General features: G+C 57.4%; 18 protein-coding genes. 8 read left to right on the top strand and 10 right to left on the bottom strand.

The window, feature by feature from the left end; all coding sequences use genetic code 11:
• Together C1Y42_RS17415 and C1Y42_RS17410 are read right to left on the bottom strand one after the other, a co-directional pair.
• On the bottom strand, positions 1-1,029 hold the full coding sequence (locus C1Y42_RS17415) for a D-threonate 4-phosphate dehydrogenase (protein ID WP_249219406.1): 1,029 nt from the start codon (positions 1,027-1,029) through the stop codon (positions 1-3).
• Positions 974-2,245: a four-carbon acid sugar kinase family protein gene (locus C1Y42_RS17410; protein WP_104094016.1), complete on the bottom strand. Its 1,272-nt coding sequence runs from the start codon at positions 2,243-2,245 to the stop codon at positions 974-976. Before C1Y42_RS17410 ends, C1Y42_RS17415 begins: the two co-directional genes overlap by 56 nt.
• 188 nt (positions 2,246-2,433) lie before the next feature.
• Here C1Y42_RS17410 and C1Y42_RS17405 point away from each other — a divergent pair, with 188 nt between their 5' ends.
• The 4 genes from C1Y42_RS17405 to C1Y42_RS17390 all read left to right on the top strand — a co-directional run bounded on the left by C1Y42_RS17405 (position 2,434) and on the right by C1Y42_RS17390 (position 6,970).
• Complete coding sequence (locus tag C1Y42_RS17405) at positions 2,434-3,588, top strand: iron-containing alcohol dehydrogenase (RefSeq protein WP_104094015.1); 1,155 nt, start codon at positions 2,434-2,436, stop codon at positions 3,586-3,588.
• Positions 3,589-3,599: 11 nt separating this feature from the next.
• Positions 3,600-4,484 (top strand): dihydrodipicolinate synthase family protein, encoded by an 885-nt coding sequence (locus tag C1Y42_RS17400; RefSeq protein ID WP_104094014.1) that lies wholly within the window; start codon positions 3,600-3,602, stop codon positions 4,482-4,484.
• Between the two features lie 171 nt (positions 4,485-4,655).
• Positions 4,656-5,609 (top strand): phosphoglycerate dehydrogenase, encoded by a 954-nt coding sequence (locus C1Y42_RS17395; RefSeq protein ID WP_058770607.1) that lies wholly within the window; start codon positions 4,656-4,658, stop codon positions 5,607-5,609.
• Between the two features lie 41 nt (positions 5,610-5,650).
• Complete coding sequence (locus C1Y42_RS17390; protein ID WP_104094013.1) at positions 5,651-6,970, top strand: MFS transporter; 1,320 nt, start codon at positions 5,651-5,653, stop codon at positions 6,968-6,970.
• A gap of 39 nt (positions 6,971-7,009) precedes the next feature.
• Here the strand turns inward: C1Y42_RS17390 and yacL are convergent, their stop codons facing one another.
• A complete protein-coding gene (gene yacL, locus C1Y42_RS17385) occupies positions 7,010-7,372 on the bottom strand; it encodes a protein YacL (protein ID WP_058774816.1) in 363 nt (120 codons plus the stop codon).
• A gap of 168 nt (positions 7,373-7,540) precedes the next feature.
• Entirely contained in the window at positions 7,541-10,138 is a 2,598-nt protein-coding gene (gene acnB, locus C1Y42_RS17380; RefSeq protein ID WP_088516643.1) for a bifunctional aconitate hydratase 2/2-methylisocitrate dehydratase, read from the bottom strand.
• 767 nt (positions 10,139-10,905) lie between these two features.
• On the opposite strand from acnB, the gene C1Y42_RS24080 reads away from it, so the two are divergent.
• The gene (locus C1Y42_RS24080; protein ID WP_021314460.1) at positions 10,906-11,052 is read left to right on the top strand and encodes a Hok/Gef family protein; all 147 of its coding nucleotides are present in this window, start codon (positions 10,906-10,908) and stop codon (positions 11,050-11,052) included.
• A 148-nt stretch (positions 11,053-11,200) separates the two neighbouring features.
• Here the strand turns inward: C1Y42_RS24080 and lpdA are convergent, their stop codons facing one another.
• The 4 genes from lpdA to pdhR all read right to left on the bottom strand — a co-directional run bounded on the left by lpdA (position 11,201) and on the right by pdhR (position 18,264).
• Positions 11,201-12,625 (bottom strand): dihydrolipoyl dehydrogenase, encoded by a 1,425-nt coding sequence (gene lpdA / locus C1Y42_RS17370; protein WP_058759502.1) that lies wholly within the window; start codon positions 12,623-12,625, stop codon positions 11,201-11,203.
• A gap of 174 nt (positions 12,626-12,799) precedes the next feature.
• A complete protein-coding gene (gene aceF / locus C1Y42_RS17365) occupies positions 12,800-14,692 on the bottom strand; it encodes a pyruvate dehydrogenase complex dihydrolipoyllysine-residue acetyltransferase (RefSeq protein ID WP_104094012.1) in 1,893 nt (630 codons plus the stop codon).
• A gap of 14 nt (positions 14,693-14,706) precedes the next feature.
• Positions 14,707-17,373, bottom strand: coding sequence for a pyruvate dehydrogenase (acetyl-transferring), homodimeric type (gene aceE / locus C1Y42_RS17360; RefSeq protein WP_021507538.1), 2,667 nt, complete (start codon positions 17,371-17,373; stop codon positions 14,707-14,709).
• A 126-nt stretch (positions 17,374-17,499) separates the two neighbouring features.
• Complete coding sequence (gene pdhR, locus C1Y42_RS17355) at positions 17,500-18,264, bottom strand: pyruvate dehydrogenase complex transcriptional repressor PdhR (RefSeq protein ID WP_021507539.1); 765 nt, start codon at positions 18,262-18,264, stop codon at positions 17,500-17,502.
• A gap of 512 nt (positions 18,265-18,776) precedes the next feature.
• Between pdhR and aroP the strand changes: the two genes are divergently transcribed.
• The 3 genes from aroP (at position 18,777) to C1Y42_RS17340 (ending at position 22,643) form a co-directional block, all read left to right on the top strand.
• Complete coding sequence (gene aroP, locus C1Y42_RS17350) at positions 18,777-20,132, top strand: aromatic amino acid transporter AroP (RefSeq protein WP_058759500.1); 1,356 nt, start codon at positions 18,777-18,779, stop codon at positions 20,130-20,132.
• 154 nt (positions 20,133-20,286) lie between these two features.
• On the top strand, positions 20,287-21,693 hold the full coding sequence (locus C1Y42_RS17345; RefSeq protein WP_031279699.1) for a glycoside-pentoside-hexuronide (GPH):cation symporter: 1,407 nt from the start codon (positions 20,287-20,289) through the stop codon (positions 21,691-21,693).
• Positions 21,690-22,643 (top strand): family 43 glycosylhydrolase, encoded by a 954-nt coding sequence (locus tag C1Y42_RS17340; protein ID WP_104094011.1) that lies wholly within the window; start codon positions 21,690-21,692, stop codon positions 22,641-22,643. Before C1Y42_RS17345 ends, C1Y42_RS17340 begins: the two co-directional genes overlap by 4 nt.
• Here C1Y42_RS17340 and ampE read toward each other — a convergent pair.
• Together ampE and ampD are read right to left on the bottom strand one after the other, a co-directional pair.
• Entirely contained in the window at positions 22,625-23,479 is an 855-nt protein-coding gene (gene ampE / locus C1Y42_RS17335) for a beta-lactamase regulator AmpE (RefSeq protein WP_031279700.1), read from the bottom strand. The two genes, C1Y42_RS17340 and ampE, sit on opposite strands and share 19 nt — an antisense overlap.
• Before the next feature lie 16 nt (positions 23,480-23,495).
• On the bottom strand, positions 23,496-24,047 hold the full coding sequence (gene ampD / locus C1Y42_RS17330; RefSeq protein WP_104094010.1) for a 1,6-anhydro-N-acetylmuramyl-L-alanine amidase AmpD: 552 nt from the start codon (positions 24,045-24,047) through the stop codon (positions 23,496-23,498).
• Positions 24,048-24,153 lie beyond the last annotated feature (106 nt).

The raw sequence follows: 24,153 nt of genomic DNA, 5'->3' as shown, positions 1-24,153 counted from the left end.
CTATGCAAGCTGCATCGCGAGTTTTATCGAGATCGCCATGCTCGCAGAGTTCGCTTTACCTGTCCAGGCGATATCAAATGCCGTGCCGTGGTCGGCGGAAGTGCGGATAAACGGCAGTCCCGCCGTGATGTTGACGCCATCGTAAAAGCCAAGCAGTTTTAACGGGATATGCCCCTGATCGTGGTACATCGCCACCACCATATCGTACTGCCCCTGCTGGCACTGTAAAAACACCGTATCCGGCGGGCACGGGCCATAGACATCAATGCCCTGCTGCTTCATTGCCTGGATTGCTGGCGTCACCGTGGTGATCTCTTCATCACCAAACAGGCCATTCTCGCCCGCGTGCGGATTGACCCCGGCGACCGCGATGCGCGGTTGGTCATAGCCCACGCGGCGCAGGAAGCTATCAGCCATGCCGATCACCGTCTGAATACGTTCGCCGTTCAGCGTGTCGAGGAACTTACGCAGCGCGATGTGCGTGGTCACGTGGATCACTTTCAGATGGTCGGTATACAGCACCATGGCGTAATTTTTGGTCTGGGTCAGCTGCGCCAGCAGTTCGGTATGGCCGGGATAAAGGTGGCCCGCCGCGTGCAGCGCCTCTTTGTTCAGCGGGGCGGTGGCAATCGCCTGCACGTCGCCCGCCAGCGCCAGTTCGGTGGCGCGCTTCACGCAGCGCCAGGCCAGATCGCCGGCCTGCTTCTGTACCTTGCCCGGCTGCAGCGCGTCAGGATCGGCCAGCGGCTCATCGATGACGTTAATGATGCCCGGTGCGAAATGCGCATCCTGCACGCTGTCCAGCACGCGCAGCTCGGCGTGCGGCGTAATGTTCAGCGCCAGCACCCGACGCAGCGTCGCGGCACAGCCGACCACCACCGCCGGAATGCCCGCCAGCTCCCCTTCTGCCAGCGCTTTAATGATGATTTCCGGGCTGATGCCCGCCGGATCGCCCATGGTCACCGCAATAGTGTTATTCACTCGACTTCTCCTCAATAAAACGAATGGCTTCTGCCAGGGTGTTTTCATCACCAAAGCCACCCGCTTTGGTCATCACCGGCAGGTGTAATTCACTGTTAAGCAGAACCCCGTGCGGCACACAGCCCGCCACCTGGCCCTGAATCTGAAAGCCGCTGGCCCCGAGCGCCTGCGCCACCGCGATGGCCACGTCACCGCCGGAAAGAAACAGGCCGGCAGGCTGAATGTGCGCGCAGACGGCGCGCGTCAGCTGCGCCAGAAACTGGCAGATGCGCTCGCCGAGCTGCTGGCGCGTAATCTGCTGCTGCTGACACAGCTGCGCAATCGCGTGGCGCTGGTCAGCCTGTTGCGTAGTGCGCACCACACAGTGCACGCCCTCGCGCAGCGCCTGGACCATCGCCTGCTGCCAGGCCGCCGCCTGCGGCCATGCCGGTGTGGCAAACAGCTGGCAAATATCAATATCAATCAAGCGGATGTCACGCTGGCTGGCGAGCCGGGCGATTTGCTGCTGCGCCATGGCGCTCATCGAACCGACAATCGCCAGCACCGGGCGAGAGGGCCGCGCAGCAAGATGCGCACCCAGCGCATCGCTTAACCCGGACGCGCCGACCAGCAGCGGACGTTCCGGCAGCGTCGCGGCCGCCGCGATAATAGTGTCGATATCCGCCTGCAGTTCCGCGTCCAGTACCAGCAGTCCCTGACTGGTCGCCAGCCGTGCGGCCAGCGTGCCGCTGCGTACCGTGGCAAGATCGATCTGCTCGCCCGGCAGGTCGCATTGCATCTGCAGCCGCGTCAGCACGTTACTGCTGGTCACCGGGGTTTTAGGATCGCTGGCAAATTCGGTATCAGTCAGGCGCTGTTGATGGATCCACACTTCCCCGCCGCGCGTGATGCGGCCCAGCTTTGGCACCGCCGGCACCACCAGCGCCAGCCGTTTCGCGCTGACCTGCAGCGCGGCCGCCACCTCAGCGCCTGGATTGCCGCGCAGCGTTGAGTCAATCTTCTTAAACAGCCAGCCGTGTTTCGCTATCTGCTGATGCGGCTGCATGGCGGCATGCGTGCGGCTGGCGGCTTCCGCTGCGCTGACCGCACGGCTATCGGTGCTGATCACCAGCACATCCGCTGCGCCGGCATCCGAGGGTGTCAGGTTATTGAACAGCACGTGGACGCGCGCGCCGGCCAGCGCGAAGCCGCTGCCTGCGTCATTGGCGCCGGTAAAATCGTCGGCAATCACCAGAACGGGCGTTTTCCATGGCGATGAAGTCATTCTCTCTCCTGTCACGGCCCCTTGCCGTGCTGCATTTGATTATATTCAATCATGATTGATTATATGTGAGCAAGATCAAATTAATTGAAATCGATATCGCCTATAAATTTAGCCTCAGAAAGGGATACACCCCGCACAGCATTGAGCAAACCTAATCATAATGTGCAAAACCGTTATAAGGGCATGACATGAATATCAACAGCACCGTGATCAGTGGCTATCAGGCTCTGAACGATCTCAGCTATTTACTGCAGGATAAGCAGAAGGCGTTGCTGGTCACGGATAAAAACATTCTGGGTATTCCGGCGGTGCAGGCGCTTATCGCCCGGCTGCAGCAGCAGATCGCCAGCCTGAGCCTGGTTGATACGGTGCCGCCCGAGCCGAGCCAGCATGATGTGGCGGCGATTGTTGCGGCGCTGCCGCACGGCGACGTCGATCTGGTGATCGGCATTGGCGGCGGCAGCGTGCTGGATGTGGCGAAGCTGCTGTCCGTGTTGTGCGTAGCCGATGCGCCAACCCTGACGGCGCTGCTGGCCGGTGAGAAGCCGCACACGCGTACCGCTTCTTTACTGATCCCGACCACGGCCGGCACCGGCTCGGAAGCCACGCCCAACGCCATCCTGGCCATTCCGGAGAAAGAGACCAAGGTCGGTATTATTTCGCCGGTGATGCTGCCGGACTACGTGGCGCTGATTCCGGAACTGACCACCAGCATGCCGGCGCACATCGCCTCGTCGACCGGGATTGATGCGCTGTGCCACCTGATTGAGTGCTTCACCGCCACCGTGGCCAATCCGGTGAGTGATAACTATGCGCTGATCGGCATGAAAAAGCTGTTCGCCAGCCTCGAAAAGACCTTTGCCGAACCGGACAACCTGGAAGCACGGCTGAATATGTTGTGGGCGTCCTACTACGGTGGAGCGGCGATCGCCCATGCCGGGACGCACCTGGTGCACGCCATGTCCTATCCGCTGGGCGGCAAGTATCATCTGCCGCACGGCGTGGCCAACGCCATTCTGCTGGCGCCGTGCATGCAGTTTGTGCGTCCGGCGGCGGTGAGCAAGTTCGCGCAGGCCTACGATCTGCTGCCGGATGCCGATAGCGCACTGGATGAAGAGGCCAAATCGCACGCACTGGTGGCCTATTTCGCCGCGCTGGTGCAGCGCCTTAAACTGCCGGCCAGCCTGGAAGCGCTGGGTATCGGGCCGGATCATCTGCCGTATCTGGTCGAAGCCGCGCTGGACGTGCAGCGCCTGATGAAGAATGTACCGATGAAAGTCAGCGCCGACGATGTGCGCAACGTCTACCTGACGCTGTTTCCGGCGTTAAATCACTCAGCATGAGCGGGGAAATCATGAGCAACACCATTCAGGGCGTACTGACCGCCATCGTCACCACTTTTGATCGCGACGGAGCCTACAATCCTGCCGCGCAGCGTGAACAGATTCAGCGTCAGCTGAGCGCCGGCAACGGTATTTTCTGCGGCGGCACCAACGGGGAGTTTTTCGTACTGAACGAGCAGGAAAAGCTGGCGGTGACCGAGACCTGCGTCGACGAAGTAAACGGCACTGCACCGGTGGTGGCGCACATTGGCGAGATCTCGACGCGTGAGACTATCCGGCTGGGCAGGCAGGTGGCAAAGCTGGGCGTGGATGCCGTCTCGGTGATCACCCCTTACTTTGTCCCGCTTAAACAGGAAGAGCTGATTGATCACTACCGCGCCGTGGCCGACGCCCTCGACGTCCCGCTGTTTCTCTACAACATTCCGGCACGCACCGGTAATACGCTGCTGCCGGAAACCGTGCGCACGCTGGCAGCGCATCCCAACATCATTGGCATCAAAGACAGCGCCGGCAGCTACGAAAGCCTGAGCGGCTTTCTGCAGGCAGCGGCAGGTATTGCGCATTTCAACGTGCTGAACGGGCCGGATTCACTGATTCATCAGGGCTTCGTCGATGGCTGTTCCGCCTGTATTTCCGGGCTGGCTAACGTGGCGCCGAAAGAGATTAACGCCATCTGGGCGCGCTTCCATGCCGGTGACATCGCCGGATCGCGCGCCGCTCAGGAGAACGTAACCGGCCTGCGTACCGATCTTTACAGCATTGGTTTTTCCCCGGCGGCGGTGAAAAAAGCCGTGGCGCTGCTCGGCTATGAGGTTGGCGACAGCCGCTATGCGGTGCGCTTCTCTGCGGAGGAAGAGCAGAAGATCCGCCAGATCGTGAATCAGTATTTGCAGTAAAGCCAGGAAATTCAAAGCACTTACCGCACGCAACTGTGGTAGCGGCGCGATTCATCGCGCAATACAGCCGCCGCTACCCCCTGCCGCCATCAGGGTTAGGGTTAATCTGACGGAGGCGGGGCGGATTCAGGCAGCGATGGCTGCTGTTATTAACACCGGGACGCATTTGCTATGAAAGTCATCTGTACTTCACCTTCGTTCGCCCGCTACGACGCCGCGCCGATCGACACACTGCGCCAGCAGGGCTTTGAGCTGATTACGCTGCCCGCCGACGCACCGCTCAGCGCGCTGGCGCCGCATCTCGCCGACACCGTCGCCCTGATCGTGGCCTTTACCGAGGTCAACGATGCGCTGCTGTCGCTGGCACCGCAGCTGAAAATTGTCTGCAAGCACGGCGTGGGCGTCGATAACATCGACCTCGACGCAACCCGTGCGCGCGGTATTTACGTGACAAACGTGCCGGACGCGAACAAACACGCGGTTGCCGATTTCGCCTTTGCGCTGATTCTCAATAGCGCGCGCCAGATCACCACCGCCGCAATAGAGACCCGCGCCGGCCACTGGCCACGCATTTTTGCCACCGACGTCTACGGCAAAACGCTCGGCATCATCGGCCTGGGCAATATCGGTAAGCAGGTGGCACTGCGCGCTAAAGGCTTCAATATGCGCATTCTCGCCTTCGATTTTTACCCCGATGACGCCTTCGCCGCCGAACACGGTGTGACGTTTGTCAGCCTCGATCAGCTGACGGAGCACAGCGACTTCATCACCTTACATATGCCGCTCACCGACCAGACGCAAAACCTGTTCGACGCTGCGCGCCTGAAGCGCATGAAGAAGAGCGCGTTTCTCATCAACGCATCACGCGGTGGCGTGGTGAATGAGCAGGATCTCTACCAGGCATTGCAGGATAACGTGATTGCCGGTGCGGCGGCGGATGTCTTTGTGCAGGAACCGCTGGCGCAGCATCCGCTGTTCACCCTGAGCAACTTTATCCCCACGGCGCACCTTGCCGGATATACCGACGGTGCTATCAGCGCCATCGGCGAACGCTGCGTGACGCAGATTGTGCAGTGTATAAAACAGGGCGAACGCCCGATGAATGTCATGAACGGGCTGGCCTGACGCCGCCCTCCTCTGTCACCCTTTTCGCGTGGATAATGATTATGACCAACACCGCACGCTCAACACGCATCAGATGGTGGATCGCCGGCCTGATGTGGCTGGCCATTGCCATTAACTATATTGATCGTACCGTACTCTCTGCCGCCGCACCGCACCTGATCACCGAGCTCGACATCAATCCGGAGATGATGGGCTTAATCATGGCAGCGTTTTTCTGGTCCTATGCGCTGTTGCAGATCCCGGCAGGCTGGTTTGCCGACCGCTTCGGCCAGAAAAAAGGCCTCGGTATCGCTGTCGGCTGGTGGTCGATTGCCACCATGGCGATGGGGCTCGCCACTGGCTTTAAATCGCTGCTGGCGCTGCGTCTGGCGCTCGGCGTGGGTGAAGCAGCGGCTTATCCCAGCAACGCCGGTATTACCGCGCGCTGGTTCCCGGATCGCGAGCGCGCCACCGTCTCCGGCCTGTTCGACAGCGCATCAAAATTTGGCGGGGCCGTCGCCATGCCGCTGATCGTCTTTATGATCGCGCTGTTCGACTGGCGTCTGACCTTTCTGGCGATTGGTGCCGTCGGGCTGATCTGGGTCATCGCCTGGTACTTCATTTATGCCGAGAACCCGGAAGACCACAAAGCGATTAGCACCGATGAAGTGCGCCTAATCCGCGATGGCCAGGCGCAGAAGCACGGCGATAAAAACGTGCGACCGATGAAGTGGTACAAGCTGCTGCGTTACCGCAATATCTGGGCGATGTGTATTGGCTTCTTCACCATCAATTACACTTCCTACTTCTTTATCACCTGGCTGCCAACCTACCTGGTGAAAGACAAAGGGATGGATTTCCTGAAAATGGGCATGGTGGCGGCGCTGCCGCTGATCTGCGGCATGGTGATTGAGGTGCTGGCGGGCTGGGCGTCGGACCGTATGGTGCATAAAAAAGTGCTGTCGCTGACCGCCACGCGCAAGCTGTTCCTGACGATTGGCCTGCTGATGGCGCTGTGCATCGGGTTCGCGCCATTCACCGATTCCGTGTTCATGACGGTGCTGCTGCTGTGTATTGCTAAGTCCGGCACCACCGTCGCGGCATCTCAGGTGTGGGCGCTGCCGGGCGATGTTGCGCCCACCAACAGCGTGTCAATTGTTGCCGGGCTGCAGAATACCGTCTCCAATATGGGCGGCGCGGTCGGGCCAATCATTACCGGCGCTATCGTTGGTGCCACCGGCCACTTTACCTGGGCGCTGGTGTTCTCGGCGGTGCTGGTGGTGATCGGAATCCTTAACTACCTGTTCCTGCTCGGCAAGGTCGAACCGATTGTGGATGAGGAACCTTTATCCCACGCCCGTTCCGCCATTAACGGCGTGTAACCTGCGCAACGACAGTGGCGCCCCGGCTGCGGGCGCCCGTTAACGGCCGGCCATAAACCGGCGATAAGCAGCAATCACCGCGAGAAAATCCTCCACGCCGCAGAACGACAGGCTCTCCTCATCGTAATAAGTCATGCCCTCTTCCAGGCCGTCATCCTCTAACGCCAGCTGATTGGCGCGGATCATCACCTCTTCTTCATCCAGCCACAGCGTATATTCGTGCCCGACGCGCTGCCACTGCTGCTGCGTGCCTTTGACTGTACGCACCGCGGCTTCGACTTCATCCAGCAGCGCAAAGTTCTCTTTCACCTCTTCATTGAACCAGTGCCCCACCGCTTCGTGGTCCATCGACATGCGTACCCGGACCTGACCGGTCACGTCACGCAGAAATTCATATTCCATGTTGGCCTCATACCTGTGGCGCGCCAGACGGCACGCTTTCGTGCATTTTGTGCGCAGCGCGCGCAAGAAAGTGGGATCGCGCTCGCATTATGCCTGGAGACGGCGAGGGAAAAAAGCGCATAAAAAAAGGGACGATGCGCTCGTCCCTTTTTCACTGGCAGGCGTATTTTACACCGCGGTCTGGAAAATCACTCCGTCCGCTTTTTCGGTGTACTGGCCCAGCTGATCGAAGTTCAGGTAGCGGTAGGTGTCGGCAGCAGTTTTATCCACCTGCACCATAAACTGCTGATACTCGTCCGGCGTAGGCAGTTTACCCAGCAGGGAAGCGACCGCGGCCAGCTCGGCTGACGCCAGGAACACATTGGCACCGGTACCCAGACGGTTCGGGAAGTTACGGGTCGAGGTGGAAACCACCGTCGCGCCGTCTTTCACGCGCGCCTGGTTACCCATGCACAGTGAACAGCCCGGAATCTCGATACGCGCACCGCTCTTACCAAAGACGCTGTAGTAGCCTTCTTCTGTCAGCTGCGCGGCATCCATCTTGGTTGGCGGCGCCACCCACAGGCGGGTCGGCAGCTGGCCTTTGTGCGCGTCCAGCAGTTTACCTGCCGCACGGAAGTGACCGATGTTGGTCATGCACGAACCGATGAACACTTCGTCGATCTTCTCGCCCTGCACGTCAGACAGCCAGCGCGCGTCGTCCGGATCGTTCGGCGCACACAGGATTGGCTCTTTGATTTCCGCCAGATCGATTTCGATCACCGCTGCGTATTCCGCATCGGCATCGGCTTCCAGCAGTTGCGGATCGGCCAGCCATTTTTCCATGCCCTGAATACGGCGCTCCAGCGTACGACGGTCGCCGTAGCCTTCGGAGATCATCCACTTCAGCAGTACGATGTTGGAGTTCAGATACTCGATGATCGGCTCTTTATCCAGCTTGATGGTACAACCCGCCGCAGAACGCTCGGCCGAGGCATCGGTCAGCTCAAACGCCTGCTCAACTTTCAGCTTCGGCAGACCTTCGATTTCCAGCACGCGACCGGAGAAGATGTTTTTCTTGCCTTTCTTCTCAACGGTCAGCAGGCCCTGCTTGATGGCGTACAGCGGAATCGCGTGCACCAGATCGCGCAGCGTGATGCCCGGCTGCATTTCGCCTTTGAAGCGCACCAGCACTGACTCCGGCATATCCAGAGGCATTACGCCCGTCGCCGCGGCAAACGCCACCAGACCAGAACCGGCCGGGAACGAGATGCCAATCGGGAAGCGGGTGTGTGAGTCACCGCCAGTGCCGACGGTATCCGGCAGCAGCATACGGTTCAGCCAGCTGTGAATCACGCCATCGCCCGGACGCAGCGAGACACCGCCACGGTTCATGATGAAGTCCGGCAGCGTGTGGTGTGTAGTGACATCGACCGGCTTCGGATAAGCGGCGGTGTGACAGAAGGACTGCATCACCAGATCGGAGGAGAAGCCCAGACACGCCAGATCTTTCAGTTCATCACGGGTCATTGGACCGGTGGTGTCCTGAGAGCCGACCGAGGTCATTTTCGGTTCACAGTAGGCGCCAGGACGAATCCCTGCCACGCCGCAGGCGCGGCCCACCATTTTCTGCGCCAGCGAGTAACCACGGTTGCTTTCAGCCACATCTTTGGCTTTGGTGAACACATCGCTGTGCGGCAGACCCAGCGACTCACGCGCTTTGGTGGTCAGGCCGCGACCGATAATCAGCGGAATACGGCCACCGGCGCGCACTTCATCCAGCAGCACGTCGGTTTTCAGCGCAAAGGTCGCCAGCAGTTCATTGGTCTCGTGATTGCGTACTTCACCCTTGTAAGGGTAAACGTCAATCACATCACCCATGTTCAGGCGCTCAACGTCGAGTTCGATCGGTAGCGCGCCAGCATCTTCCATGGTGTTGAAGAAGATCGGCGCGATTTTACCGCCGAGGCACAGACCGCCGCCTTTTTTGTTCGGCACATACGGAATGTCGTCACCCATGAACCACAGCACTGAGTTGGTCGCGGACTTACGTGAAGAACCGGTACCAACCACGTCACCGACGTAGGTCAGCGGGAAGCCTTTCTGCTGCAGAGCTTCAATCTGTTTGATCGGGCCAACGTTGCCAACATCGTCGGGTTCGATGCCGTCACGTGGGTTTTTCAGCATAGCCAGCGCGTGCAGTGGAATATCCGGACGTGACCATGCATCCGGCGCCGGAGAGAGGTCGTCGGTGTTGGTTTCGCCGGTCACTTTGAACACGGTGGTGGTGATTTTTTCTGCCAGCTTAGGACGCTTGAGGAACCATTCTGCATCAGCCCAGGACTGGAGGATTTTCTTCGCGTGGGGATTACCCGCTTTGGCTTTCTCTTCGACGTCGTAGAAGTTATCGAACATCAGCAGCGTGTGGGACAGTGCTTCAGCGGCAATCGGTGCCAGAGCCTCATCGTCAAGCGCCTCGATCAGCGCATGGATGTTGTAGCCGCCCTGCATGGTGCCCAGCAGTTCGACTGCTTTTTCACGAGTGACCAGAGGAGAGTGGGCTTCGCCCTTTGCGATAGCTGCCAGGAATCCGGCTTTTACATACGCCGCTTCATCAACACCCGGCGGGACACGGTTGACCAGCAGGTCAGTCAGGAATTCTTCTTCACCCGCTGGCGGGTTTTTCAGCAGTTCAACCAGCGCGGCCATCTGGGAAGCATCTAACGGCTTAGGTACGATTCCCTGGGCAGCACGCTCGGCAACGTGCTTACGGTATTCTTCTAGCACGACGTTCTCCTCGCTCTCATTGTATAGCTTTCCGGTGCACCTGTTGATGCTGTCAAACAGTAGGGTGAGGTGCCCGGTTCTGCGTCGGCCAGCATAGCAGGATTTCGGCTGATTGTTAATCCGTTTACAAAAAAGCAACATCCGCGCGTTATTTAGCAGATTTGTCTGCGCTTTGCGCCAGAAGAGAAGCCAGAGCGGCTCTGGTAGTGCCTGTTCGCGCCTGTGCCGGTAGCCAGTGGAGCCAGGTTTTAGCGCGTAATTTGTTGCATCCGGCCCTCACACAGCGAATCCATAACCTGCAATCCCCTTTCAGGCCGGTTCATTCACTTTTGGTTATGTGCTAATGCGCTTGCACTAAACGGCTACCCTTCAGCTTCCCGCACACGTTTTCCTGAGGAAAAATTAATACCACATCACCTGATAAATATTGAACGTGATGCCTTGCGCGTATTTAATTAATTATCAACGCAGTGCCGGTTTAAATTAACCTTTTAAACTTAGTCACTCAATTAAAATACACCCTTAAAAAATAACTGCGATTTAAAAAAGAGATAAAAAAATAAAAGAGGAAATGATAAATAAATAGCGTAGACTGCCTGCGGGCGCTTGAGGCTATCTGCCTTAAGATCTGCAAAAGAAATTGAGGTGGATGGTGGAAGGTGAACCGTGCGATTAATTTTCATTAACCGCACGGGTGAGCCACTACCCTACACCCAGACAGTGTCAGGGTAATGGCTTGCTCGTGCTAATGCAAGGAGTAAGTGATTATGAAGGTGAAATTCAGCACGCTGATTATCAGCGGGCTCATCCTGTTAGGTTTATGCCTGGCAAATCGCAGTTCACTGTGTGAATTACGATTGCGGATATTCGCGGCTGAATTATCGGCTGTCATGGCTTACGAAGCACAACAGTAAACTTCAATAGCGGAGGGTCTCCTCCGCTATTCCGGCATCGTTAACGTGTTGCTCCTGCGCCCGCTTTTATCTATTCAACTTACGTTTTCGATTAATAAAAAAACGGCTCCTTACAGGAGCCGTTAATTAACCTAAGCCTCAGGCGAACTTATTTCTTTTTCGCTTTCGGATTTGGCAGGTCAGTAATGCTACCTTCAAACACTTCCGCCGCCAGGCCAACCGATTCGTGCAGGGTTGGGTGCGCGTGGATGGTCAGCGCGATATCTTCGGCATCACAACCCATCTCGATAGCCAGACCGATTTCACCCAGCAGCTCGCCGCCGTTGGTACCGACAATCGCGCCACCAATAACACGGTGCGTCTCTTTGTCGAAGATCAGTTTGGTCATACCGTCTGCGCAGTCAGACGCGATAGCACGGCCCGATGCCGCCCACGGGAAGGTGGACACTTCGTAGCTGATGCCTTTCTCTTTGGCTTCTTTCTCGGTCAGACCCACCCAGGCCACTTCTGGCTCGGTATAAGCGATAGAAGGGATCACTTTCGGGTCGAAGTAGTGCTTCAGACCGGAAATCACTTCTGCCGCCACGTGACCTTCGTGCACGCCTTTGTGCGCCAGCATTGGCTGACCGACGATGTCACCGATAGCATAGATGTGTGGCACGTTGGTGCGCATCTGTTTGTCGACGCGGATAAAGCCGCGATCGTCCACTTCCACGCCTGCTTTGCCAGCATCCAGACCTTTACCGTTCGGTACACGGCCAATCGCCACCAGCACTGCGTCGTAACGCTGTGGTTCAGCCGGCGCTTTTTTACCTTCCATTGATACGTAGATACCGTCGTCTTTCGCTTCTACCGCGGTGACTTTGGTTTCCAGCATCAGGTTGAATTTCTTGCTGATACGCTTGGTGAACACTTTCACCACGTCTTTATCGGCGGCCGGGATCACCTGGTCAAACATCTCGACCACGTCGATCTCTGAACCCAGCGCATGGTAGACGGTACCCATCTCCAGACCGATGATGCCACCGCCCATAACCAGCAGACGCTTCGGAACTTCTTTCAGCTCCAGCGCATCGGTAGAGTCCCACACGCGCGGATCGTCATGCGGAATGAAGGGCAGTTCGATAGGACGCGAGCCGGCAGCGATAATGGCGTTGTCGAAGTTGATGGTGGTTGCGCCGCCCTCTCCTTCCACTACCAGCGTATTGGCACCGGTGAATTTACCCAGACCGTTGACCACTTTCACTTTGCGGCCTTTTGCCATGCCAGCCAGACCACCGGTCAGCTGAGTGATGACTTTCTCTTTCCAGGTACGGATTTTGTTGATGTCAGTCTGCGGCTGGCCAAACACGATACCGTGCTCTTCCAGAGCTTTAGCTTCTTCGATGACTTTCGCCACGTGCAGCAGCGCTTTTGACGGGATACAGCCGACGTTCAGACAGACACCGCCGAGGGTGCTGTAGCGCTCTACCAGTACGGTTTCCAGACCTAAATCAGCGCAACGGAAGGCTGCAGAGTAACCTGCAGGACCTGCCCCAAGTACCACGACTTGAGTTTTAATCTCTGTACTCATCATGACCTCTTGTTAGATTGCCGGCGGTCAAAAGCGACCCTTTCCCAGGCTCTTGATGCCCTATCTCCACCGGGACATTTCACCGCGAGAGTTTACAGAATTGTTAACAAACTGCCAACCGCGGCAACTCCGAATGCTTACAACAAGGCCGGCATTTGCCGGCCTTGATTAACGTCACATCACCAGACGGCGAATATCAGACAGCATATTGTTAATGATGGTGATGAAGCGCGCACCATCCGCACCGTCGATGACGCGGTGGTCGAACGACAGTGAAATCGGCATCATCAGGCGCGGAGCGAACTCTTTGCCGTTCCACACCGGCTCCATCGCCGACTTAGACACCCCGAGGATAGCCACTTCCGGCGCGTTAACAATTGGCGCGAAGTGCGTGGTGCCGAGGCCGCCAAGGCTGGAGATGGTGAAGCAGCCGCCCTGCATATCGCTGGCGGTCAGTTTGCCATCACGCGCTTTCTTCGACGTCGCCATCAGCTCACGCGACAGTTCAGTGATGCCTTTCTTGTTCACGTCTTTGAACACCGGAACCACCAGACCGTTTGGCGTATCGACCGCCACACCGATGTTGATGTACTTTTTCAGCGTCAGCTTCTGACCATCTTCCGACAGCGAGCTGTTGAAACGTGGCATCTGCTCCAGTGCCGCGGCGACCGCTTTCATGATGAACACCACCGGGGTGAACTTCACATCCAGCTTGCGCTTCTCGGCTTCCGCATTCTGCTGCTTACGGAACGCTTCCAGATCGGTGATATCGGTTTTGTCGAAGTGAGTCACATGCGGAATCATTACCCAGTTACGGCTCAGGTTAGCACCCGAGATTTTCTGGATACGACCCAGTTCCACTTCTTCGATTTCACCGAACTTGCTGAAGTCCACTTTCGGCCATGGCAGCATGCCCGGAATACCGCCGCCTGCGGCCGCAGCCGGTGCCGCTTCAGCGCGTTTCACCGCGTCTTTCACGTAAGCCTGCACGTCCTCTTTGAGGATGCGACCTTTACGGCCGGTGCCTTTGACTTTCGCCAGGTTAACACCGAACTCGCGCGCCAGGCGACGAATCACCGGCGTGGCGTGCACGTAAGCATCGTTTTCAGCGAATTCGCTCTTCGCATCGGCTTTCGCCGCTGCTGGCGCAGGTGCAGCAGCCGGTTTGGCTTCTGCAGCGGGTGCGGCTTCCTGTTTCGCTGCCGGTGCCGCAGCAGCCGGCGCAGCGCCTTCTACTTCGAACACCATGATAAGCGAACCGGTGCTGACTTTATCGCCGGTAGCCACTTTCAGCGCTTTAACCGTACCGGCAAACGGCGCCGGAACTTCCATTGACGCTTTATCGCCTTCCACCACGATCAGTGACTGCTCAGCCTCAACTTTATCGCCTACTTTGACCAGGACTTCGGTGACTTCCACTTCGTCGCCGCCGATATCCGGGACGTTAACGTCTTTGGCACCCGCAGCCGCGGCTGGCGCGGAGGCCGACGCTTCTTTCACGGCAGGTTTGGCAGCCGCTGCTGGCGCCGCGCCTTCGGCTTCAAAGATCATGATCAGTGAACCGGTGTTCACCTTGTCGCCCGTGGCGATTTTGATCTCTTTCACCACACCGGCAAACGGTGCAGGCACTTCCATGGAGGCTTTGTCGCCTTCGACGGTGATCAGCGATTGCTCAGCCGCCACTTTGTCGCCCACTTTAACCAGGATTTCGGTGACTTCTACTTCGTCGCCGCCGATATCCGGTACGTTAACGTCTTTCGCTTCGCTGGCGGCGGCCGCAGCAGGTGCGGCTTCCGCTGGTTTCTCTTCGGCGGCCGGTGCCGCAGCAGCTGCGCCTTCGGCGTCGAAAATCATGATCAGTGAACCGGTATTCACTTTGTCACCGGTCGCGATTTTGATCTCTTTAACCACGCCGGCCTGCGGCGAAGGTACTTCCATCGAGGCTTTATCGCCTTCCACGGTGATCAGCGACTGTTCGGCTTCAACCTTGTCGCCCACCTTGACCAGAATCTCGGTGACTTCAACTTCGTCTGACCCGATATCCGGTACGTTAATTTCGATAGCCATTACTCTCTTACCTCTTAAGCCAGACGCGGGTTAACTTTATCGGCATCGATGTTGAATTTCGCGATCGCATCCGCCACCACTTTCTTCTCGATTTCGCCGCGTTTAGCCAGTTCACCCAGGGCTGCAACCACTACGTATGACGCATCCACTTCGAAGTGGTGACGCAGGTTTTCGCGGCTGTCTGAACGGCCGAAACCATCGGTACCCAGCACGCGATAATCGCTGGCTGGCACGTAGCTGCGAACCTGCTCTGCGAACAGCTTCATGTAGTCGGTCGATGCCACCGCCGGCGCGTCGTTCATCACCTGAGCGATGTACGGTACGCGTGGCGTTTCCGTTGGGTGCAGCATGTTCCAGCGCTCACAATCCTGACCGTCGCGTGCCAGCTCGGTGAACGAGGTTACGCTGTAGACGTCAGAACCGATGCCGTAATCCTTCGCCAGGATCTGTGCCGCTTCGCGCACGTGACGCAGGATAGAACCTGAGCCCAGCAGCTGCACTTTGCCTTTGCTGCCTTCTACCGTCTCCAGCTTGTAGATACCCTTACGGATACCCTCTTCCGCACCCTGCGGCATCGCAGGCATGTGGTAGTTTTCGTTCAGCGTGGTGATGTAGTAGTAAATATTTTCCTGCGCTTCGCCGTACATACGTACCAGACCGTCATGCATGATGACTGCCACTTCGTACGCGTAAGACGGATCGTAAGAGATACAGTTCGGGATAGTCAGCGACTGAATGTGGCTGTGACCATCTTCATGCTGCAGACCTTCACCGTTCAGCGTGGTACGACCGGACGTGCCGCCCACCAGGAAGCCGCGCGCCTGCTGGTCGCCTGCCAGCCACATCAGATCGCCGATGCGCTGGAAACCAAACATCGAATAGTAGATGTAGAACGGAATCATCGGCAGGTTGTTGGTGCTGTAAGAGGTCGCCGCCGCCAGCCAGGAAGACCCTGCGCCCAGCTCGTTGATCCCTTCCTGCAGAATCTGGCCTTTCTCGTCTTCTTTATAGTAAGCAACCTGCTCACGGTCCTGCGGCGTATACTGCTGGCCGTTCGGGCTGTAGATACCAATCTGACGGAACAGACCTTCCATACCAAAGGTACGCGCTTCGTCCGCGAGGATCGGCACCAGACGATCTTTGATCGACTTGTTCTTCAGCATCACATTCAGCGCACGCACGAAGGCGATGGTGGTAGAGATCTCTTTGCTCTGCTCTTCCAGCAGCGCACTGAACTCTTCCAGCGCCGGCATTTCCAGCTTTTCGCTGAACTCAGCCTGACGGGTTGGCAGATAGCCACCCAGCTTCTCGCGCTGGCCGTGCAGGTAGTTGTACTCTTCTGAGCCTTTTTCGAAGGTCACATACGGCAGCTGTTCGATCTTGTCGTCAGCCACTGGCACGTTGAAGCGATCGCGGATGTAGCGAACGCCATCCATGTTCATCTTCTTAACCTGGTGCGCGATGTTCTTACCTTCCGCGGTGTCACCCATACCATAGCCTTTAATGGTATGCGCCAGGATCAGCGTTGGCTGACCTTTGGTCTCCTGCGCTTTCTTCAGTGCCGCGTAGATTTTCTTCGGATCGTGACCACCACGGTTCAGGGCGAAGATCTCTTCGTCTGACCAGTCTTTCACCAGCGCTGCGGTCTCCGGGTATTTACCGAAGAAGTGCTCGCGCACGTACGCACCGTCGCGTGATTTGAAGGTCTGATAGTCGCCGTCAACGGTTTCGTTCATCAGCTGAATCAGCTTGCCGCTGGTATCTTTCTTCAGCAGCTCGTCCCAGCGTCCGCCCCAGATCACTTTGATCACGTTCCAGCCAGCACCGGCAAAGATGCCTTCCAGCTCGTTGATGATCTTACCGTTACCGGTGACCGGACCGTCGAGACGCTGCAGGTTACAGTTGATGATGAATACCAGGTTATCCAGCTTCTCACGGGTAGCGATGGTGATCGCCCCTTTGGATTCTGGTTCGTCCATCTCGCCATCGCCAAGGAAGGCGTAAACGGTCTGCTTAGAAGTATCTTTCAGGCCGCGGTGTTCCAGATATTTCAGGAACTTCGCCTGATAGATGGCGTTCAGTGGGCCGAGACCCATCGACACGGTCGGGAACTGCCAGAAGTCCGGCATCAGTTTTGGATGCGGATAGGAAGAGAGACCGTTGCCGTGGACTTCCTGACGGAAGTTGTTCATCTGCTCTTCAGTCAGGCGTCCTTCAAGGAACGCACGCGAGTAGATGCCCGGAGAAATGTGGCCCTGGAAATAGACCAGATCGCCGCCATCCTGCTCGCTACGCGCGCGGAAGAAGTGGTTGAAGCACACTTCATAAATGGTGGCAGAAGACTGGAAAGACGACAGGTGACCACCCAGCTCCAGATCTTTCTTCGACGCACGCAGAACCGACATAATGGCGTTCCAGCGGATTGCGGAACGGATACGACGTTCAAGAGAGGTGTTCCCCGGATATTCCGGCTCATCTTCGACCGCAATGGAGTTGATGTAGTTGCTGACGGCGTTGCCGCCCGCTGCCACTTTCACACCGCCTTTGCGTGCAGCACTCAATACCTGATCAATCAGATACTGCGCGCGCTCAACACCTTCTTCACGGATGACCGATTCGATCGCCTGTAGCCAGTCACGAGTTTCGATCGGATCCACGTCATTCTGTAAACGTTCTGACATGGGGTGTATTCCTTATCTGTGTCTAATACGTTGAATTATCAGGAGCCTGTCTGCTTGTGCTTTGCTTCTGATTCACAGCACAAGAAGACAGGCCCGTCGTTTATGTCGCACGTTCATTGCCGTGCGTTATTCCTTACGTTGCTGTAAACGACGCAGGGAGCGTTCACGACGGCTCTGCTCCCGACTTCTGTCCAGCAAGATTTCCTCAATGAACGCCAGGTGACGATGGGATGCCTCGCGTGCTTGTTCTGGCTCACGAGCCACAATCGCCTCAAAGATACTGGCGCGGTGACCGCTCACTTTCGCCAGCATTTCGCGGCGAGCGTAGAGCAATTCGAAATTCTGACGGACGTTCTGTTCCAGCATAGGGCCCATCGAACGCAGCAAGTGCAGCAGCACCACATTATGGGCGGCTTCTGTGACAGCGATCTGATACTTCATGACCGCATCGGCCTCAGCATCTAAATCGCCGCTGTCCTGCGCCTGCTGGATGTTGACGTGACAGTCGCGAATACGCTGCAGGTCTTCATCGGTGCCGCGCAGCGCAGCGTAGTAGGCCGCAACGCCTTCCAGCGCGTGGCGGGTTTCCAGCAGGTCAAACTGGGATTCAGGATGTTCAGCAAGCAGGCCGACCAGCGGGTCGCTCAGGCTTTGCCAGAGGTTCTGCTGTACGAAGGTGCCACCACCCTGACGGCGCAGCAGCAGGCCTTTGGCTTCCAGACTCTGGATCGCTTCGCGCAGCGATGGACGTGAGACATCAAACTGTTTGGCCAGTTCACGCTCGGGAAGCAGTTTTTCACCCGGCTGGAGCGTCCCTTCCATAATCAGGGATTCCAGCTGCTGCTCGATTGCATCGGAGAGCTTGGGTTGGCGAATTTTACTGTAGGCCATCATCCCTTCTTATGAGCCAAACGTCCGGAGTAAATTGGTAATACCAATTGAAAAATGGTGCCCGTAAAGTAACAAAGTATTCACCTTGTGTCTATATGGCCCCCCGCACACTTTCACCGCAGACACCGGTTACCGTGCGCTAACTTACCGGGATCTGGCAGAAAAGCGTCTCAGCGCGGCAAATGTTAACAGATTTCACTTTTACCAAACCTTACACTGCATTAGCGCGCATCAGGCTGCGTAGCCATAAGCGAATGCTATTCGTGTTTAAGCCTTATTCATGGCAGAAATAGCGCAAGGGAAGCGCAGAGGATGCTGCTGCTTTTTCAGCCATCTCTCAGCACAAAAAGCAAAAGCAGGTGCAAAGCGGCGCGCTTATCACTATTCTGGTCGCCAGGGTAGCTCAGGCTTGCACACAGCCCGCCGGATACCGTAAAGAAAAACGTACACAGATAGAACAGCCTTACAGTGCGCGCACTGCAGGTGCACAATAACAACATCATGAGGTTTGTATGGAACAACAGCATGGCGAAACGCTGCATCGCGGCCTGAAAAATCGCCATATTCAGCTGATTGCGCTGGGCGGTGCCGTCGGTACCGGTCTGTTTCTGGGCAGCGCATCAGTGATTAAATCGGCCGGTCCGGCCGTGATTCTCGGCTATGCCATCGCCGGTTTTATTGCCTTCCTGATCATGCGCCAGCTCGGTGAAATGGTGGTGGAAGAGCCGGTGGCCGGCAGCTTTAGCCACTTCGCCTATAAATACTGGGGCAACTTTGCCGGCTTTGCCTCCGGCTGGAACTACTGGGTGCTGTATGTGCTGGTGGCGATGGCTGAACTCACCGCCGTCGGCAAATATATTCAGTTCTGGTGGCCGGAATTCCCCACCTGGGCCACTGCGGCTATCTTCTTTGTGGTGATCAACGCCATCAACCTGACCAACGTCAAAGTGTTCGGTGAGATGGAGTTCTGGTTCGCGATTATCAAAGTGGTGGCGGTCATCGGTATGATCCTGTTTGGCGGCTGGCTGCTGTTTAGCGGCAACGGCGGCCCACAGGCCAGCGTCAGCAACCTGTGGAACCAGGGCGGTTTCCTGCCGCACGGCGTTAGCGGGCTGGTAATGATGATGGCGATCATCATGTTCTCCTTCGGCGGCCTTGAACTGGTGGGTATCACCGCCGCAGAAGCCGACAATCCACAAGAGAGCATCCCTAAAGCCACCAACCAGGTGCTGTGGCGTATCCTGATTTTCTACATCGGCTCGCTGGCGGTGTTGCTCTCCCTGCTGCCATGGACGCGCGTCACCGAAGAGACCAGCCCGTTTGTACTGATTTTCCACGAACTGGGCGATGCACTGGTGGCGAATGCGCTCAACGTGGTGATCCTGACCGCCGCGCTGTCGGTGTATAACAGCTGCGTTTACTGTAATAGCCGCATGCTGTTCGGCCTCGCGCAGCAGGGTAACGCGCCAAAAGCGCTGCTGAAAGTGGATCGTCGTGGTGTGCCGGTGGCGACCATTCTGGTGTCGGCGGTAGCCACTGCGCTGTGCGTGTTGATTAACTATCTGATGCCGGGCGAAGCCTTCGGCCTGCTGATGTCGCTGGTGGTCTCCGCGCTGGTCATCAACTGGGCGATGATCAGCCTCGCGCACCTGAAATTCCGCAAGAAAAAAGACCAGCAGGGCGTGACCACCCGTTTCAGGGCGGTGCTGTATCCGCTGGGTAACTGGATCTGCCTGCTGTTCCTGGCGGCCATTCTGGTGATCATGCTAATGACGCCGGGCATGGCAATTTCAGTGTGGCTGATTCCGGTGTGGCTGCTGGTGCTGGCCGTGGGTTATACCGTTAAAAATCGGGTGCAGAAAGCCTGATGCTTCACCGGGCCCGGCACGCTGCTGCCGGGCCGATCCGCTTCACACTTTTCCCCGCCCGCGTATTTTGTCCATCATCCTGACCGATTGTTCCCCACCAGGTTACTGATTTAACGCTGATAATTTTTGCTCCACTTGTCGCAGGAGACGACTGATGAAAGGAGCAGCCCTCTCGTTCAGAGAAAAACTGGGATACGGCATGGGTGACGCCGGATGCAACATGATCGGCGGTGCCATCATGCTGTTCCTCAACTACTTCTACACCGATGTATTTGGCCTGGCTCCGGCGCTGGTCGGCACGCTGTTGCTGTCGGTACGGGTGCTGGATGCAGTGACCGACCCGATAATGGGCGCGATTGCCGATCGCACGCAGAGCCGCTGGGGACGCTTTCGCCCGTGGCTGCTGTGGATATCGCTGCCCTACGTGCTGTTCAGCGTGCTGATGTTTACCACCCCGGACTGGAGCTACGACAACAAGGTGATCTGGGCATTTGTCACCTATTTCCTGATGTCGCTGACCTACACCGCCATCAATATTCCTTACTGCTCGCTGGGCGGCGTCATCACTAACGATCCCGGTGAACGCGTCTCCTGCCAGTCATACCGCTTTGTCATGGTGGGCATCGCCACGCTGATCCTCTCGCTGTCGCTGCTGCCGATGGCCGAGTGGTTTGGCGGCGACAACAAAGCGCGCGGCTATCAGCTGGCAATGAGCGTGCTGGCGCTGATTGGCCTGGTGATGTTTCTGTTCTGTTTTGCCACGGTGCGCGAGCGTATTCGCCCGGCGGTACCGAGCAACGATGATCTGAAGAAAGATTTGCGCGATGTATGGAAGAACGATCAGTGGGTGCGCATTCTGCTGCTGACGTTCTGTAATGTCTGTCCCGGTTTTATTCGCATGGCCGCCACCATGTATTACGTCACCTGGGTGATGGGCCAGTCGACGCACTTTGCGACGCTGTTTATCAGCCTGGGCGTCATCGGCATGATGCTGGGCAGCACACTGGCGAAAGTCCTCACCGATCGCTGGTGCAAGCTCAAGGTGTTTTTCTGGACCAACATTGCGCTGGCGCTGTTCTCCAGCGGCTTTTACTGGATCGATCCGCACGCCACCGTCACCGTGGTGATCGCTTATTTCCTGCTGAACATCCTGCACCAAATCCCGTCACCGCTGCACTGGTCGCTGATGGCTGATGTCGATGACTACGGCGAATGGAAAACCGGTAAACGCATCACCGGGATCAGCTTCTCCGGCAACCTGTTTTTCCTCAAGGTCGGACTGGCGGTAGCGGGTGCCATGGTCGGGTTTTTATTGTCGATGTATGGCTATGACGCAGCGGCGAAGCAGCAGTCTGCCAGCGCGCTTAACGGCATTGTGCTGCTGTTTACCCTGATCCCCGGCGTCGGCTATCTGATCACCGCCGGCGTGGTGCGCCTGCTGAAAGTGGACCGCGCGCTGATGCGCACCATCCAGCAGGATCTCGCCCTGCGTCGCGCCAACTTCCATGACCTGTCTGCCCCCGTTCGCCGCGCAACCTCACAACCAGGAGAAATTAAATGAGCTGGCCTAACCCGTTTATTACGCAACGTGCCGATCCGTTTATTTTGCGCCACGGCGATGGCTACTACTTTATCGCTTCGGTGCCCGAGTACGATCGGCTGGAGCTGCGCTATGCCAGCACGCTTAACGGCCTGATTACCGCCCCGGCCACTACCGTGTGGCGTAAACCGGACAGCGGTCCCTGCAGCGCCCTGATCTGGGCACCGGAACTGCACCTGATCAATGGCCAGTGGGTGATTTACTTTGCCGCAGCGCCATCCCGCGAAATCAAAGAGGGGCTGTTTCAGCACCGTATGTACGCGCTGGTATGTGATGATGCCGATCCGCTCAGCGGTCACTGGCAGCCGTGCCGCCGCGTGCAAACCCACCTTGATACCTTTGCCCTCGACGCCACCCACTTCGTGCATCAGGGTAAAAACTGGTATCTGTGGGCACAAAAAGACCCGGCCATTCCTGGTAACTCCAACCTTTATCTGGCGGAATTACTGAATCCGTGGACGCTGAAAACCCAGCCGCTGATGCTCAGCCGGCCGGAGTATGAGTGGGAGTGTGCCGGCTTTAGCGTTAATGAGGGACCGGCGGTGATTCGCCATGGCGAGCGGCTGTTTGTCACCTACTCAGCCAGCGCCACGGATGAAAATTACTGCCTCGGCATACTGAGTATTGACGCGCAGGCCGATCCGCTCGACATCAGCGCATGGCACAAATCGGCGCGGCCGGTATTTGCCACCAGCTGGGATAATCATCAGTACGGTCCGGGGCATAACAGTTTTACCGTGGATGAAGCAGGACGGGATGTGCTGGTGTATCACGCGCGGAATTACACCGAAATTGAGGGCGATCCGCTGTGGGATCCCAACCGCCATACGCGGCTTAAATATTTTGCCTGGCGCGAAGACGGCACACCGGATTTCGGCGTGCCGCCTGCCGATCACACTAACGTGCCGTAGATGGTCAACAGCGCCACTACCACGACCAGCACCAGTGAAACGCGTTTGGCCAGCGCCACGGCGACCCGTGGCGTTTCCACTTTATCCAGATGCGGATCGCGCGCCAGCGAGAACTGCGCCAGGCTGGTCAGCACCTGATACTGTGGACGATGCACATCACTGAGCGCGGCAAACCATGCCGGCAGCGCACGCTCGCCGTGGCCCAGCAGCGCATAGGCCACACCGGCCAGCCGCACCGGAATCCAGTCCAGCACGTGCAGAATGCGATCGATGCCGGACTGTGCGCGTTCCAGCGGGGAACGGTGTTTTGCCAGCCAGCTCTGCCAGGCGCGCAGAAACGCATACCCCACCAGCAACACTGGCCCGTAAGGGCCACCGACCACAAACCAGAACAGCGGCGCAAGATAGAAGCGGAAATTAATCCAGATCAGCGCGTTTTGCAGCGCCTGCAGAAATTCGCGCTCGCTACAGTCAACCGGCACGCCGTGAATCAGCGTCAGCTCTGCCGCCATCGCCTGATGGGCCGCTTCATCATCGTGGCTCGCCGCTTTAAGGTACTGATGGTAATGCAGCCGCACCGAGCCGGCACCAATACACAGCAAACCGACCACAATCCAGAACAGCAGTTGCGCCACGCCAAACAGAATGCCCTTCAGGCTCCACACCACCAGCCAGACCAGCAGCATGGCGATCACGGTCATCAGCAGCGTACGCAGCAACGAGAAGCGCTGGCGACCGCGAAACAGCGGCTCAAGCCGATGATCCAGCTGCCAGTGTTCACCTAATTTAAAAAGGCGTTCCCAACCCAAAACTAACAACAAACTAAACAACGTCATACCTGCTCCTGCGGTGTCAGGGGTGCTCCTGCCCGATAGCCTGTTTATAGCGTATCCAGTCAAATGCCGGACCGGGATCGGTCTTGCGTTCCGGCGCAACATCGCTGTGACCGGTGATACGCTGCGGCGTCAGCGGATAATGCTGCATCAGCAGGCGGGTAACCTGCTGCAGCGTAGCGTACTGGTCATCGGTGTAGGGCAGCGTGTCAGTGCCTTCCAGCTCAATGCCCATGGAAAAATCGTTGCAGTTTTCCCGTCCGGCAAACTGCGAAATGCCGGCATGCCAGGCGCGCTGGTCAAAGGAAACATACTGTACCAGCTCACCGTCACGGCGAATCAGACAGTGCGCCGCCACGCGTAACTGGGCGATATCCGCAAAATAGGGATGCGCATCAGCCGGTAGCGTACCGGTGAACAGCTGGTCGATCCACGGACCGCCAAATTCGCCCGGCGGCAGACTGATGTTATGAATGATCAGCAGCGACGGCGCTTCGTTATCCGGCCGCGCATTGAAGTGCGGCGACGGCACCTTGCGTGCGCTCGTGATCCAGCCGTGTTCCAGTTTCATGCCTGTTATCCTGAACAAAATCTGGCTGAGAATACCATGATTCCACCTCGCTGCTTGTGACTTAATGCGTTATGGCATGAGCAAGTTAAGGATACTAAACATTTCA

The sequence above is a fragment of the Pantoea sp. ICBG 985 genome, assembly GCF_002928365.1.
Classification (GTDB): domain Bacteria; phylum Pseudomonadota; class Gammaproteobacteria; order Enterobacterales; family Enterobacteriaceae; genus Pantoea; species Pantoea dispersa.
Note: the sequence above shows the minus strand (reverse complement) of the source record. Positions and strands in the feature narration are given on the sequence as shown.

Coding starts and splice junctions, on each gene's coding strand:
- yacL (WP_058774816.1), bottom strand. CDS start 7,372: ATGGAATATGAATTTCTGCGTGACGTGACCGGTCAGGTCCGGGTACGC.
- C1Y42_RS17390 (WP_104094013.1), top strand. CDS start 5,651: ATGACCAACACCGCACGCTCAACACGCATCAGATGGTGGATCGCCGGC.
- aroP (WP_058759500.1), top strand. CDS start 18,777: ATGGAACAACAGCATGGCGAAACGCTGCATCGCGGCCTGAAAAATCGC.
- ampD (WP_104094010.1), bottom strand. CDS start 24,047: ATGAAACTGGAACACGGCTGGATCACGAGCGCACGCAAGGTGCCGTCG.
- lpdA (WP_058759502.1), bottom strand. CDS start 12,625: ATGAGTACAGAGATTAAAACTCAAGTCGTGGTACTTGGGGCAGGTCCT.
- aceF (WP_104094012.1), bottom strand. CDS start 14,692: ATGGCTATCGAAATTAACGTACCGGATATCGGGTCAGACGAAGTTGAA.
- pdhR (WP_021507539.1), bottom strand. CDS start 18,264: ATGGCCTACAGTAAAATTCGCCAACCCAAGCTCTCCGATGCAATCGAG.
- ampE (WP_031279700.1), bottom strand. CDS start 23,479: ATGACGTTGTTTAGTTTGTTGTTAGTTTTGGGTTGGGAACGCCTTTTT.
- aceE (WP_021507538.1), bottom strand. CDS start 17,373: ATGTCAGAACGTTTACAGAATGACGTGGATCCGATCGAAACTCGTGAC.
- C1Y42_RS17395 (WP_058770607.1), top strand. CDS start 4,656: ATGAAAGTCATCTGTACTTCACCTTCGTTCGCCCGCTACGACGCCGCG.
- C1Y42_RS24080 (WP_021314460.1), top strand. CDS start 10,906: ATGAAGGTGAAATTCAGCACGCTGATTATCAGCGGGCTCATCCTGTTA.
- C1Y42_RS17405 (WP_104094015.1), top strand. CDS start 2,434: ATGAATATCAACAGCACCGTGATCAGTGGCTATCAGGCTCTGAACGAT.
- C1Y42_RS17400 (WP_104094014.1), top strand. CDS start 3,600: ATGAGCAACACCATTCAGGGCGTACTGACCGCCATCGTCACCACTTTT.
- C1Y42_RS17415 (WP_249219406.1), bottom strand. CDS start 1,029: ATGAAAACACCCTGGCAGAAGCCATTCGTTTTATTGAGGAGAAGTCGA.
- C1Y42_RS17340 (WP_104094011.1), top strand. CDS start 21,690: ATGAGCTGGCCTAACCCGTTTATTACGCAACGTGCCGATCCGTTTATT.
- C1Y42_RS17345 (WP_031279699.1), top strand. CDS start 20,287: ATGAAAGGAGCAGCCCTCTCGTTCAGAGAAAAACTGGGATACGGCATG.
- C1Y42_RS17410 (WP_104094016.1), bottom strand. CDS start 2,245: ATGACTTCATCGCCATGGAAAACGCCCGTTCTGGTGATTGCCGACGAT.